The organism is Modicisalibacter sp., assembly GCF_055145905.1.
On record NZ_JBSREH010000053.1, the window covers coordinates 24991 to 38244 of the forward strand.

Annotated in this window: 11 protein-coding genes; 5 read left to right on the forward strand and 6 right to left on the reverse strand. The window is 67.2% G+C overall.

All coding sequences use genetic code 11. The features are described 5' to 3' along the window. Window positions 1-16 precede the first annotated feature (16 nt). From gabT to ACTCB7_RS15200, 3 genes are all read right to left on the reverse strand, one after another. Window positions 17-1294, reverse strand: coding sequence for a 4-aminobutyrate--2-oxoglutarate transaminase (gene gabT, locus ACTCB7_RS15190; RefSeq protein ID WP_463007350.1), 1278 nt, complete (start codon window positions 1292-1294; stop codon window positions 17-19). A 332-nt stretch (window positions 1295-1626) separates the two neighbouring features. Continuing rightward, window positions 1627-3075, reverse strand: a complete 1449-nt coding sequence (locus tag ACTCB7_RS15195) for an NAD-dependent succinate-semialdehyde dehydrogenase (protein WP_463007351.1) — start codon at window positions 3073-3075, stop codon at window positions 1627-1629. Between the two features lie 13 nt (window positions 3076-3088). Continuing rightward, a complete protein-coding gene (locus tag ACTCB7_RS15200; protein ID WP_463007352.1) occupies window positions 3089-4513 on the reverse strand; it encodes an APC family permease in 1425 nt (474 codons plus the stop codon). A 184-nt stretch (window positions 4514-4697) separates the two neighbouring features. Between ACTCB7_RS15200 and ACTCB7_RS15205 the strand changes: the two genes are divergently transcribed. Next, window positions 4698-6194 carry an aminotransferase-like domain-containing protein gene (locus ACTCB7_RS15205; RefSeq protein ID WP_463007353.1) on the forward strand — a complete coding sequence of 499 codons (1497 nt, stop codon included), beginning with the start codon at window positions 4698-4700 and terminating at the stop codon, window positions 6192-6194. 3 nt (window positions 6195-6197) lie between these two features. Here ACTCB7_RS15205 and lhgO read toward each other — a convergent pair whose 3' ends face one another. Together lhgO and glaH are read right to left on the reverse strand one after the other, a co-directional pair. Next, window positions 6198-7394, reverse strand: coding sequence for an L-2-hydroxyglutarate oxidase (gene lhgO / locus ACTCB7_RS15210; RefSeq protein WP_463007354.1), 1197 nt, complete (start codon window positions 7392-7394; stop codon window positions 6198-6200). Window positions 7395-7529: 135 nt separating this feature from the next. Beyond that, window positions 7530-8492 carry a glutarate dioxygenase GlaH gene (gene glaH / locus ACTCB7_RS15215; protein ID WP_463007355.1) on the reverse strand — a complete coding sequence of 321 codons (963 nt, stop codon included), beginning with the start codon at window positions 8490-8492 and terminating at the stop codon, window positions 7530-7532. A gap of 167 nt (window positions 8493-8659) precedes the next feature. On the opposite strand from glaH, the gene csiR reads away from it, so the two are divergent. The 4 genes from csiR to ACTCB7_RS15235 all read left to right on the forward strand — a co-directional run bounded on the left by csiR (window position 8660) and on the right by ACTCB7_RS15235 (window position 12526). Next, complete coding sequence (gene csiR, locus ACTCB7_RS15220) at window positions 8660-9349, forward strand: DNA-binding transcriptional regulator CsiR (RefSeq protein WP_224414320.1); 690 nt, start codon at window positions 8660-8662, stop codon at window positions 9347-9349. A 365-nt stretch (window positions 9350-9714) separates the two neighbouring features. Further along, window positions 9715-11205, forward strand: a complete 1491-nt coding sequence (locus ACTCB7_RS15225) for a SulP family inorganic anion transporter (RefSeq protein ID WP_463007356.1) — start codon at window positions 9715-9717, stop codon at window positions 11203-11205. Window positions 11206-11263: 58 nt separating this feature from the next. Continuing rightward, a complete protein-coding gene (locus ACTCB7_RS15230) occupies window positions 11264-12118 on the forward strand; it encodes a universal stress protein (RefSeq protein ID WP_224421501.1) in 855 nt (284 codons plus the stop codon). Between the two features lie 27 nt (window positions 12119-12145). Further along, on the forward strand, window positions 12146-12526 hold the full coding sequence (locus ACTCB7_RS15235; RefSeq protein ID WP_463007357.1) for a RidA family protein: 381 nt from the start codon (window positions 12146-12148) through the stop codon (window positions 12524-12526). A 6-nt stretch (window positions 12527-12532) separates the two neighbouring features. Here ACTCB7_RS15235 and ACTCB7_RS15240 read toward each other — a convergent pair whose 3' ends face one another. Continuing rightward, window positions 12533-13141: a hypothetical protein gene (locus ACTCB7_RS15240; RefSeq protein WP_463007358.1), complete on the reverse strand. Its 609-nt coding sequence runs from the start codon at window positions 13139-13141 to the stop codon at window positions 12533-12535. Window positions 13142-13254 lie beyond the last annotated feature (113 nt).

A 13254-nucleotide genomic window follows, 5' to 3' on the forward strand; every position in this document is an offset into this window, starting at 1 on the left:
GGCGGCGACGGCGCGGTCAGCCGGCCAGCTCGGCGATCGCCGACTCGACGATGTCCAGGCCTTCCTCGACCAGGCTGCCCTCGGCGGTCAGCGGCACCAGGATGCGGATGGTGTTGGCGTAGAAACCGCAGGAGAGCAGGATCAGTCCCTTCTCGCGGGCCTTGGCACACACCGCCTGGGTCAGTGCCGGGTCCGGCTCGCCGCTTGCCGGGTCGACGAACTCGAAGGCCGCCATGGCACCCAGGTGGCGGGCGTGGGCGACGGCGCCGAAGCGCGACTCCCAGGTCGCGAAGCGCTCGGCCAGGGCCCGGCCCAGGCGTTCACTCCTGGCGAGGATGTCTTCCTCCTCGATGGCCTCGATGACCGCCAGCGCCGCGGCACAGGCCAGCGGGTTGCCACTGTAGGTACCGCCCAGCGAGTTGGGACCGGAGGCGTCCATGACCGCGGCGTTGCCGACCACCGCTGACAGCGGCATGCCGTCGGCCAGGCTCTTGGCCATGGTGACGATATCCGGCGCGACGCCGCTGTGCTCGATGGCAAACAGCTTGCCGGTCCGCGCGAAGCCGGATTGGACCTCGTCGACGATCAGCAGGATGCCGTGCTCGTCGCACAGGGCGCGCAGCTGCTCGAGGAAGTAGGTCGAGGCGATGTAGAAGCCGCCCTCGCCCTGCACCGGCTCGATGACGATCGCCGCGGTGCGATGCGGGGCGATGTCGGTCTTGAAGACCTTCTTCAGGCCGGCCAGGGCCTCGTCGTCGCTGATGCCGTGCAGCGGGTTGGGGTAGGGCGCGCGATAGACGTCGCCCGGCATGGGGCCGAAGTCGTTCTTGTAGGGCATGACCTTGCCGGTCATGGCCAGCGTCATGAAGGTGCGCCCGTGGAAGCTGCCGTCGAAGCAGATCACGCCGCTGCGGCCGGTGGCGGCGCGGGCGATCTTGACGGCGTTCTCCAGCGCCTCGGCACCGGTGTTGACCAGCAGCGCCTTGCGTGTCGCGTCGCGGGTCGGGGTCAACTCGCACAGCCGCTGGGCCAGCTGCACGTAGGGGGCATAGGGCATCACCGTGGCGCAGGTGTGCATCACGCGGTCGAGCTGGGCCTTGACGGCCTCGACCACCCGGGGATGGCGATGGCCCAGGTTGAGCACGCCGATGCCGCCGGCGAAGTCGATCCAGCGGCGGCCGTCGGCGTCCCAGATCTCGGCGTTCTCGGCACGATCGGCGAAGACGGTGGTGGGCGAGGCGGCGCCGCTGGCGACGTACTGGTCCTTCAGGGCGTTGAGTTCGGCATTGGTCATGCAGGCAGACTCCAGTGGTTGGCCGCCGTGAACGGCGGCCAGGGGTGGTTGATGATCCTGAGCGAGAGCGAATGGGGTCGAGAGCGTCGCACCCTGTCGATTGCCGTGGCGCGCCGTCGGGAATGAATTCCCTCCCACGAGGCCTATCGCGAATCGTTGGTGGAAACAAAAGCGCAGCCCGCTTTTGTCCCGGGGTTTGTCTGAAAAGTCGGCGAGCGACGATCAGGCAAGGCAAAAATCAGCGAAAAAGCGGAGTTTACGGAGTGTAAATGAGCATTTTGAGCTGATTTTTAACGCAGCATGATCGAGCGCAGCCAGTTTTCAGACAAAGCCTAGAGGCCGCCGAGGCAGGCGTACTTCATCTCGGTAAACTCCTCGAGGCCGTGATGCGAGCCCTCGCGGCCCAGCCCCGATTCCTTGATGCCACCGAAGGGGGCCAGCTCGGTGGAGATGAGCCCTTCGTTGACGCCCACCATGCCGTACTCCAGGGCTTCCAGGGTGTGGAAGATGCGCCGGTAGTCGCGGCTGTAGAAGTAGGCGGCCAGGCCGAAGGGGGTGTCGTTGGCCAGGGCGATGGCTTCCGCGTCGTTGTCGAAGCGGAACACCGGGGCCAGCGGGCCGAAGGTCTCTTCCTCGGCCACGGCCATGTCGCGGGTGGCGTCGGCGATCACCGTGGGCGTGAAGAACTGCGCGCCCGCGGGGTGGGGCTCGCCTCCGCACAGCAGGCGGGCGCCCTTTTCCAGCGCGTCGCCGACGTGACGCCGGACCTTGTCCACCGCGGCGGCGTTGATGAGCGGGCCGATCTGCACGCCCGGCTCGCGGCCGTCGCCGACCTTGAGGGCGGTCACGCGGGCGGTCAGCTTGTCGAGGAAGGCATCGTAGACGCCCGACTGCACCAGCAAGCGATTGGTGCACACGCAGGTCTGCCCGGCGTTGCGGAACTTGGCGGCGATCGCGCCGTCGACGGCGGCGTCCAGGTCGGCATCGTCGAAGACGATGAACGGCGCATTGCCGCCCAGCTCCATGGCGGTCTTCTTGACCGTGCCCGCGCACTGGGCCAGCAGGGTCTTGCCGACCGGGGTGGAACCGGTGAACGAGACCTTGCGCACCCGCGGGTCGGTGGTCAGGACCTCGCCGATCGCCGCGGGCTGCTCGCTGGTGACCACATTGAGCACCCCGGCCGGGATGCCGGCCTGCTCGGCCAGGCGGGCCAGCGCCAGTGCGGTCAGCGGGGTCGCCTCGGCGGGCTTGATCACCACCGTGCAGCCGGCGGCGATCGCGGGGGCGCACTTGCGGGTGATCATCGCCAGCGGAAAGTTCCACGGCGTGATGGCCGCGACCACGCCGACCGGCTCGCGGGTGACCAGCATGCGCTTGTCCGGGCTCTGCATGGGCAGCGTCTCGCCGCTCAGCGTCTTGGCCTGCTCGGCGAAGAATTCGACGAACGAGGCGCCGTAGGTCACCTCGCCCCGGGACTCGGCGAGCGGCTTGCCCTGCTCGCGCGTCATCAGCTCGGCGAGCGTCTCGCCGGCGTCGACGATGGCGTCGAACCAGGCCCGCAGCCGTCGGCTGCGCTCCTTCACCGGGGTGGCGCGCCAGGCCGGTAGCGCCCGGTGGGCGGCGGCCACGGCGTCGCGGGCGTCGGCGGCGTCGAGATCGGCGACCTGCGCCAGCGTCTCGCCGCTGGCGGGGTCGGTGACCGGGAAGCGGCGCCGTCCGGGGCGCCACTCGCCGCCGATGCAGGCATCGACGGGCTGACCTTGGGTGAACAGGTCGATCATGGAGCGTGTTTCCTCAGCGTACGTAGACGTCTTGCATGACTTGGTTGCTGTAGTCCCGCCCGTAGCGGTTCAGTGCGTAGCCGTACATCGCCAGTCCGGCCACCATCCAGATACCGAAGATCAGCCATTCGGTGCCGGTCAGGGCGGAGGGGCTGCCCGGCAGGTAGAGGCAGGCCATGATGAAGGAGAAGGCCACCGCCAGGCTGCCCACCAGCTTGGCGTTGCCGACCCGGAAGGGGCGCTCCATGTCCGGCTCGCGGACCCGCAGGACCATGAAGGACAGCGCCACGAACAGGTAGGCGATGACGATGCCCAGGCCGCCGGCATCGACCAGCCAGACCATCGCCGGACGGCCCAGCAGGGGCGCGAGCATCGACAGCAGGCCGATCATCAGGATGGCGTTGGTGGGCGTCTTGTGGGTGGGGTGCAGCTTGGCGAGGAAGGCCGGCAGCATGCCCGAGTGGGCCAGCGCGTAGATGGCGCGGGAGCCGCCGATGTAGAAGGCGTTCCAGCTGGTGATGATGCCCGCGATCCCGGCCAGTACCATGAGCTTGCTGCCCCACGGGCTGCCCATGACGACGGCCATGGCATCGGGCACGCTCAGCGTGCTCTCGACCAGGGTGTCGTGGCCGAGCATCAGGCTGGTGCCGAGGATGATCAGCGCGTACCAGGCCACCGCCATCATCACCGAGACGATCAGCACCTTGCCGATGTCGCGGAACGGCAGGTTGATCTCCTCGGCGGCCTGGGGAATCACGTCGAAGCCGACGAACAGGAAGGGCACCATCACCATCACCGCCATGATGCCGCCGGCCAGGCCGCCGTCGGCGCCGTGGTTGAACAGCGGGGTCATGTTGATGCCGTCGCCGGTGAACAGCGCGCCGGTGATGAACAGCACGCCGACCACCAGGATCAGGCCGGTGACCAGCTTCTGGATCAGCGCCGCCGTCGAGATGCCGAGGTAGTTGATGACCATCATGATCAGCGAGCCGATCACGCCGACCGCCACCCAGCTGGCCTTGACGTCCCAGCCGGCGACGGTCCACAGGTGGCCGACGGCATAGCCGGGCAGCAGCTGCTCGACCACCGTCGGCAGGGCCACCGCCTCGAAGGAGACGACGCCGACGTAGCCGAGCACGATGCTCCAGGTGCAGATGAAGGAGGCGAAATGGCCCAGCGCCCGATAGCTGTAGACGTGCTCGCCGCCGACCTTGGGCATGGCGGCGGCCAGCTCGGCGTAGGTCAGGCCGACCAGCAGCACGGCGATGCCGCCGACGATGAAGGCGAGAATGGCGCCGAGGCTGCCGGCGTCCAGGATGGCGGTGCCGGTGAGCACGATCCAGCCCCAGCCGATCATGGCGCCGAAGGCCAGGGCGAGCACGTCGCCTCGGGCCAGCACGCGGACGAGCTTGTCCGTCTGATGGGAAGTGTCTTGCATCATTGTTGTCCAATCCAGGTTTCTTGATGTTGTCATGGTGAGGACCGACTTACCTTGCAGGCCCGGTCCTGAAGGCACGCTAGCAGCGTGCCGGTCGGCATTGAATAGACCAATTCGGCGTTCGACTGGACCAATTGCCGGTCCACGCCGAGAATGGGCGCCTTGTGGGGAGGAAAAAGACACGATGGCAACGCAAGATGCCCGACTGAGCGAGTTGTGGGCCGCCTATCGGCGACAGCCCGAGAGTCTCGGCAAGCAGGTGCGCGTCGAGCAGGCCCTGCGCGGCGTGATTCATTCGCACTGGCCCGGCGGGGTGCGCCTGCCCTCCCAGCGACGCATCTGCGCCCGGCTGGGGCTGGCGCGCGGCACCCTGGTCAAGGCCCTGCAGCGGCTCATCGACGAGGGCCTGCTGGTGACCGGGCAGGGCAGCGGGACCTGGGTGTGCCGGCCCTGTCAGGCGCCGGTGGCCCCGCTCGCCGAGGCCGCGCTGTCGCGTTCCGGCGAGGCGGCACTGTCGGCGCGGGCGAGGGCGGTGCTGGCCAGCCCCGGAGCCAGCTCGATCCAGAGCGGCGCCTTCATGCCCGGCATCCCCGACATCGCGCACTTTCCGATGCGCAAGTGGCGCTCGCTCTATGCCAGCGTCACCGTGCCGCAGAACACCCTGCTGCTGTCCTATTCCACCGGCGGGTACGGCCCGCTCAAGCGCGCGATCCGCGATTTCCTGCAGCGCTGGCGCGGCATCCGCTGCGAGACCGACCAGATCATCATCACCGAAGGGGCGCATCACGGCATCGAGCTGTGCACGCTGGCGCTGGCCGATGTCGGCCAGCGGGTACTGCTCGATTCACCCTGCTACTGGGGGGCGCGCAACGTCTTCATGGCGGCGGGGCTCGAGGTCGAGACCCTGGCCTGGCATCCCGAGTCCGGGTATGTCCCGCGCACCTGCTCGCGGCCGGTGCATCTGGCCTACTTCACCGGCAGCCATCACTATCCGCTGGGCGTGCCGACGCGCGCCGCGGACAAGCGGGCGCTGTGTCGCGAGGTGGGGGCCTCGTTCGTCATCGAGGACGACTACGAGTTCGCCGACGACGGCGGCAGCGACCTGCTCTTCGATCCGCAGGGCAGCGCCGGCGTGTTGGTGGGCACGTTTTCCAAGCTGCTGTTTCCCGGGCTGCGGCTGGGCTACCTGGTGGTGCCGCGAGGGCTGGCGGACCCGCTCAACCGGCTGCGCAGCGAGGTCTTTCGCGAAGGGCGAATGATGGACCAGGCGGTGCTGGCACAGTTCATCGACGACGGGGATCTGGATGCCTGGAATCGGCGCATTCGCCGGGACTACCTCGCCCGCCAGCAGGTCCTTCACGACCGACTCTACGACCTGCCCGGCGTCAGGCGGCTATCCGCGCCCAGCGGCTCGATCAGCCTGTGTCTCGAGCTCGACCCCGAGATCGACGATGTGGCCCTGACCCAGCGGCTGCTCGAGGCGCAGCTGGTGGTGCGCCCGTTGAGCCTGGCCTGCGGGCGGGACGATCCGCGCCGCGGGCTGGTGATGGGCATCGGCATGGTCTCCGGCGAGGGGCTGCGCCACGAGGCCGATCGGCTGCGCCGGGCCTTGAAACGCTACTTGAAAGTGTCGCGCCGTCGCGGTGCCCGGAAGGAGGCACCGCGTGACCGAAGGGGGTGACGCTCAGGCGTCCACCTGGGCCTTGACCTTCTCGACGATGTGCGCGCCGATCGGGATGGCCGAGGTCGCGGCGGGCGAGGGGGCGTTGCAGACGTTGACGGTACGGGCCGTGTTGACGAACAGGAAGTCGTCGATCAGCTGGCCGTCGCGGGAGACCGCCTGGGCCCGGACGCCGGCCGGGTAGGGCGTCAGGTCGTCGGCCGTCAGGCTCGGGCAGTACTTGCGCACCTCCTCCAGGTAGCCGCCCTTGAACAGCGAGTTCTTCATCTCGTGGAGACCGGCGCGCCAGTGGCTGCGCAGCACCCGGCGAATGCCGGGATTGGTGCCCATGGCCATCAGGTCGCGCAGCGAGATGTCGCGCTTGCGATAGCCCTCGCGCTTGAAGGCCAGCACGGCGTTGGGGCCGACGGTCACCGTGCCGTCGATCATGCGGGTCAGGTGCACGCCGAGAAACGGCATCCCGGGATCGGGGATGGGGTAGATGAGGTGATTGACGATGGTGTTGTGCTGCGGAGCCAGCCGATAGTACTCGCCGCGGAAGGGGCAGATCGTGAAGGAAGGGGTCAGCCCCAGCATGCGCACCGTGCGATCGGCCATCAGGCCGGAGCAGGACACCAGGTGGCGAGTGGTGAAGGCGCCCTGCGAGCTGGTCACCACCACTTCGTCGCGGCGTTCCTCCAGGGCGGTCACGTCCGCGTCGTAGCGGATCTCGCCGCCGGCGCGGCGAAAGACGTCGGCCATCCGGGCGGTGACTGCGGCGTAGTCCACGATGCCGCTCGAGGGGACGAAGATGCCGCCGACGCCGGTGATATCGGGCTCTCTTTCGCGCAGCGCCTCGGCGTTCAGCCATTCGCGCTCCAGCCCGTTGGCGCCGGTACGCTCCCAGATCGACTGCATGCGGGTCATTTCCACGTCGTTGGTGGCGACCAGCAGCTTGCCGCAGGTTTCGTAGGCGATGTCGTGGGTATCGCAGAAGGCCTTGGTGGCGCGGTTGCCGGCCAGGCAGAAACGGGCCTTGAGGCTGCCCGGCGCGTAGTAGACGCCGGCATGGATGACGCCGCTGTTGTGGCCGGTCTGGTGGTGCGCCGGCCCGCCTTCCTTCTCGAGGACCAGCATGCGCCGGTCGGGGTAGGCTTCGATGAGCTGCATGGCGGTCGACATGCCCAGGATGCCGCCGCCGATGATGATGAAGTCGTACACCGGAATCTCGCAGGTTGAGGGAGTCAGGGGTATCGCCGTTAGCGTTGTTGCCAGGGGCTGGCCTGTCCCCGGCGCCCCTTGCCGGAGCCAACGGCGATGGCTCTGTTGCGGGAGTGGGGTGGACTGGCGGATGGCTCAGTCGATCCGTGAGGTGGCCAGTGTCTTCTTGTGGGTGAAGTAGCCCCGCTGGCGCATCAGTTCGCGGCGCAGCTCCGGGTGCGGGGTGAAGCGGTCGCGGCCGTGCAGCCAGAAGTGGTTGTTGATCAGCAGGAAGCTGCCGACCGGGACGGGCAGGGACAGGCGTGCGTCGCTGCCTTCCAGGGATTCCGAGAGGTCGGTGAGCCAGTTGCCTTCCTCGAAGTCACGGGGCTGTACGAACTGGTCGATGTAGGCCATCACCGGGCGTCCCTCGGCATCGACGTCGAACACGCTGTGATAAACGTCCCGGGCGACCTTCTTGCTGGGCGGTGCCGACCAGCGCATCTCGCGGCGCGCCAGCGGATGGCGGTAGAAGCGCTCCAGATCCTCCCAATCGTCCAGGTGCAGCAGCAGGGAATTGCCGCCCTCCATGTTCCGCTCGTCGACCTTCATCATCAGCACGTAGTCGGTGTCCTGCTCGACGAAGGTGCCGTCGTTGTGCAGTTCCATCACGCGATGCGGCTGGCGCAGGTAGCTGTCCGACGCGTCGACGTTCTTGACCACGAAACGCGCATAGTACTGGCCGCTCATGGCGTCGAAGTTGGAGCGCCCGAAGCAGTGCGCCACGGCGGTCGACAGCTTGATCATCGCGTCGACCTGTTCGACCTGGTTCACCCCCTCGGCATCGATCAGCAGCGCCCCGTGAGCACGATCGACCAGCGTGTCCACCAGCAGCGGCTGCAGCGTGTTGCGGCACAGGTCATCGAGCACCTTGGCGACGCGAAAGCGCAGCATGGACTTGTACTCGAGTGCCTGGACGGGCAGGTCGTCGACCGCGTCGAGAAAGGCCGTCACCGTCTCCGCCTCGAAGGTCAGCTGCAACAGGCGGGGCGACTGGGGCAGGGGGGCGAGCCGGAATCCGTGCGTGTTGATCTCGGCGAGCGAGGGCAGGGCTGTCATGGCGAACCTCTTGGTTGTGCTAGGGAATGCGTGGAGCCAACATGGAATAAAAAAATATCTACATTTTTTTATTATGTCAAAATTATTGGGTTTTAGAGAAATTGTGCCGTTTTCCCGACCTCACCGGAGTTGGGTATGATGGGCTTCTCTACCGCAAGGAATGCTTCATGACCCAGCCCGCCCCGCGTCCCAATCTGGCCATCAGCGCCTACCGTCAGCTCAAGCGCGACATCATCCGCGGCGTCTACGCTCCCGGTGAAAAGCTGCTGATGAGTCGGCTCAAGGCGCGCTACGACCTGGGCGTGGGGCCGGTACGCGAGGCGTTGTCGCAACTGGTCGGCGAGCATCTGGTGACGGCGGTCAGCCAGCGCGGCTACCGGGTCGCCGCCATGTCCGAGCAGGAGCTCAACGACATCTACGATGCGCGGGCCCATCTCGAGGGGCTGATGCTCGAACTGGCGATCGCCAGGGGCGGGGACGAGTGGGAGGCCGACATCCTCGCCAAGCTGCATACCCTGGCGAAGGTGGTGGAAGTGCATAATGCCGACGAGATGCTGGATGTCTGGGATGCCCGCCACAAGGCGTTTCACCACGCCATCGTCGCCGGCTGCCAGTCGCCGCACCTGCTGCGCGTGCGCGAGTCGCTGTTCGACCAGGCGGAGCGCTATCGGCACCTGTGGCTGTGCGAGACGGTCTTTTCCGAGGCGGCGCTGGAAGCCAAGCGCCGCGAACACGCTGCCCTGGTCGACGCCATCCTGGCCCGTGACAGCGAGCGTGCCTGTGAACGAATGCGCGAGCACCTGATGACGCCGGTGCCCATCATCCGCGAGGCCCTCGTCGCACGGGGCATCGTATAGGCGAATGTCCTCGGTCCGTGCCCGGGCGGAGTGCGCGGGTCGTTTCTGGGCTGGTGGACGGGATGATCTTGCCCTCCCGGCCTGCTAGAATGCGACGCTTTGCCATGTACCGCTTCGACGAAAGGATGAACTCGCCATGAGGTCGCGCGCGATCATCGCCAGTCCGCCCTAGTACCGCCCCCGCCTTGCGTGCCCGACACGCGCCCGGCGACGCCCGGCGTCTCGACCGCCGGTGAGCGTTGCGATTCCGTTCGCCCGAACGGCTCCCGTTTTTGAAGACCGAATACCGCACGTACCCTTGTTGTGGGACGCTCCCGGAGAGCGCGGCGAGGGTACGTCGCCCCTGACGATACCTGGACAACTGCATGATCCGATCCCTGAAACAGACCTGGTTCTTCAACCCCAAGAACGACATCCTCGCCGGCCTGGTGGTCGCCATGGCGCTGATTCCCGAGGCCATCGCCTTCTCGATCATCGCCGGGGTCGATCCCAAGGTGGGGCTCTACGCCTCGTTTTCCATGGCCGTGGTGATCGCCTTCGCCGGCGGCCGGCCGGGCATGATCTCGGCGGCCACCGGGGCCATGGCTCTGCTGATGGTCACTCTGGTCAAGGAGCACGGCCTGCAATACCTGCTGGTCGCGACCCTGCTCACCGGTGTGTTCCAGATCATCGCCGGTTACCTGAGGCTCGGCGAGCTGATGCGTTTCGTCTCGCGCTCGGTGGTCACCGGCTTCGTCAATGCGCTGGCGATTCTGATCTTCATGGCCCAGCTGCCCGAGCTGACCAACGTCACCTGGCACGTCTATGCCATGACGGCGGCGGGTCTGGCGATCATCTATCTGTTTCCGCTGCTGCCGAAGATCGGCAAGTCGCTGCCCTCGCCGCTGGTGTGCATCGTCACCCTGACGATCGTCTACATGCTCTCCGGCATGGATATCCGTACCGTGGGCGACATGGGCGAGCTGCCCGACAGCCTGCCGGTATTCCTGTGGCCGGATGTGCCGCTCAACCTGGAGACGCTGCTGATCGTCCTGCCCTATTCGCTGGGCCTGGCCGTGGTGGGTCTGCTCGAGTCGCTGATGACATCGACCATCGTCGACGAACTCACCGATACCGGCAGCGACAAGAACCGCGAGTGTCGCGGCCAGGGGCTGGCCAACATCGCCACCGGCCTGCTCGGCGGCATGGCGGGTTGCGCGATGATCGGCCAGTCGGTGATCAACGTGAAATCCGGCGGGCGCGGGCGGCTGTCCACGCTGGTCGCCGGGGTGTTCCTGCTGATTCTGGTGGTGTTCCTCGGCCCCTGGGTGTCGCAGATTCCCATGGCCGCGCTGGTGGCGGTGATGATCATGGTCTCCATCGGCACCTTCAGCTGGGAGTCGCTGCGCGACCTGCGCAAGCATCCGATGAGCACCAATATCGTCATGCTGGCCACCGTGGTCGTGGTGGTGGCGACCCATAACCTGGCGATCGGCGTGTTCGTCGGCGTGTTGCTGGCCTCGCTGTTCTTCGCCAACAAGGTCGGCCGGGTGCTCTACATCGACAGTCAGGCCAGCGACGACGGTCAGGCCCGCGAGTATCGGGTCATCGGCCAGGTGTTCTTCACCTCGGCGGATCGCTTCACCAACGCCTTCGATTTCAAGGAGTCGCTGGAGCGGGTGCGCATCGACCTGTCGCGCGCGCACTTCTGGGACATCACGGCGGTGGACGCGCTCGACAAGGTGGTGATTCGTTTCCGGCGCGAGGGCACCGAGGTCGAGGTGGAGGGTCTCAATGAGGCGAGCGCCACGCTCGTCGACCGCTTCGCGGTGCATGACAAGCCCGATGCGGTCGAGAAGTTGATGAGCGGCCATTGAGTCGACGCCGCGATGCGCCGACGATGAAGCGAACGATGGACAACCTGGGGAGTGCCCGATGAAAGAACACGTCATGGCCTGCATCGACGGCTCCGGCTATGCCACGGCGGTGTGCGACTACGCTGCCTGGGCGAGCCAGCGCCTCGAGGCACCGCTCACCTTCCTGCACGTGATCGACAATCACGCGCCGCCCGAGGCCGGCAACCTGTCGGGCAACATCGGCCTGGGCAGCCGCGAGCACCTGCTCGAGGAACTGGCCTCGCTGGATGAACGCCGCGCCAAGCTGTCCCGGGAGCAGGGCCGGGTGATGCTCGAGGCGGCCTGCCAGCGGGCCGTCGACGACGGCGTTGACGAACCCCACAGTCGCCAGCGCAACGGCGAGCTGGTCGAGACGCTGCATGACCTGGAAGGCGAGACACGGCTGCTGGTGATGGGCAAGCGCGGCGAGTCCGCCCACCGGGCGTCCGAGCACCTGGGTTCCAACCTGGAGCGGGTGGTGCGCGCCGTGCATCGGCCGATCCTGATGGTGCCCGAGACCTTCCGCGCGCCCCAGCGGGTCATGGTCGCCTTCGACGGCAGCCGTACCACCCGCAAGGGCATCGAGATGATCGCCGCCAGTCCGCTGTTCGCCGGCCTGACCTGTCATGTGGTGACGGTCGGGGCGGATATCGCCGATATTCAGGCGCAGCTCGACTGGGCGATCGACACCCTCAACGATGCCGGCATCAAGGCCCACAAGGCGATCCGTGCCGGCGACGTGGAAGCCACCCTGCGCGACTATCAGCGCGAACAGGCCATCGACCTGCTGATCATGGGCGCCTACGGCCATTCGCGCATTCGCCACCTGCTGGTCGGCAGCACCACCACGGCCATGCTGCGCAGCGCCGATGTGCCGCTGCTCCTGCTGCGCTGACCCCCTGAAACCACGAGGAAAGACCGGATGATCCAGCGTCACGATACCAAGGCCCGCATGAGCCGGGCGGTGATTCACAACGGTGTGGCCTACCTGTGCGGCCAGGTGGCCGGCCCCGAGGCACGCCACGGCGACATCACCGAACAGACCGAAAGCATGCTGGCGCGCGTCGATGCGCTGCTGGCCGAGATCGGCTCGGACCGCGAGCACCTGCTCGCGGCGACGATCTATCTGAAGGACGGTGCCGATTTCGCGGCGATGAACGCCGTCTGGGATGCCTGGGTCCCCGAAGGGCATGCCCCGGCGCGGACCTGCATTACCGCCCCGATGCCGGCCGACGAGCTGCGTGTCGAAATCACGGTGACGGCGGCGGTCAGGCAGGGGGATACCGGCAGCCGCCTCTACTGAAGGCCGTCAGGACTCGACGCGTTCGGCGTCGGGGCGGGCCTGCGGCTGGAAGCGCAGGAAAGGCTCCAGCCGCGCCGGGTTGGCCTCGCCCACGTGGCAAAGCTGATCGGCGATTTCCGCATACTGGCGCAGCACGGGCTCCATCAGGCGTTGCCGGACCGGGTCCTGACCGGCCGCCTCGGCCTCCTGCGCCAGCCACTCGAACAGCCGCGCCAGGCGATGGTAGTTGGGATCGCCGCGGCCGGTATTGCCGCGCAGTGCATCGATGGACAGGCAGCGCAGTACGCTGCGCTTGTTGGGGTCGAGGCTTTCTCGCTCCAGCAGCAGTTCCGCCTGATGCACGAAGCGCTCCATGAGCTGCGTGGTTTCCAGGCCGCGCTGCTGGGCCTGCTGGAGTTCCAGGCTCCGGGTCAGGGCGCGCTGTTGCAGGCGCTGCTGGTGGGCCAGCATCACCAGCAGGATGAGCACGCCCATGGCCGCAACCAGGGACAGGGCATAGCCGCCGTAGGCGGCCAGCGTATCGGCCGGCAGGGGCCAGCTCGGGGCGCTGGCCATGACGCCCAGGCCGCCCAGCGCCAGCGTGGCCAGCACGATAATGACAACGACTGCAATCACACCACGTCTCCCTCGATCCGTGAGCCGGAGCAGAAATCCGGTATTCCCCGATGTTATCGGCCGACGGGCGCAAAAACTTAGCAAGCCTGTGGCAATGGCCTGTCGAGGCCTGC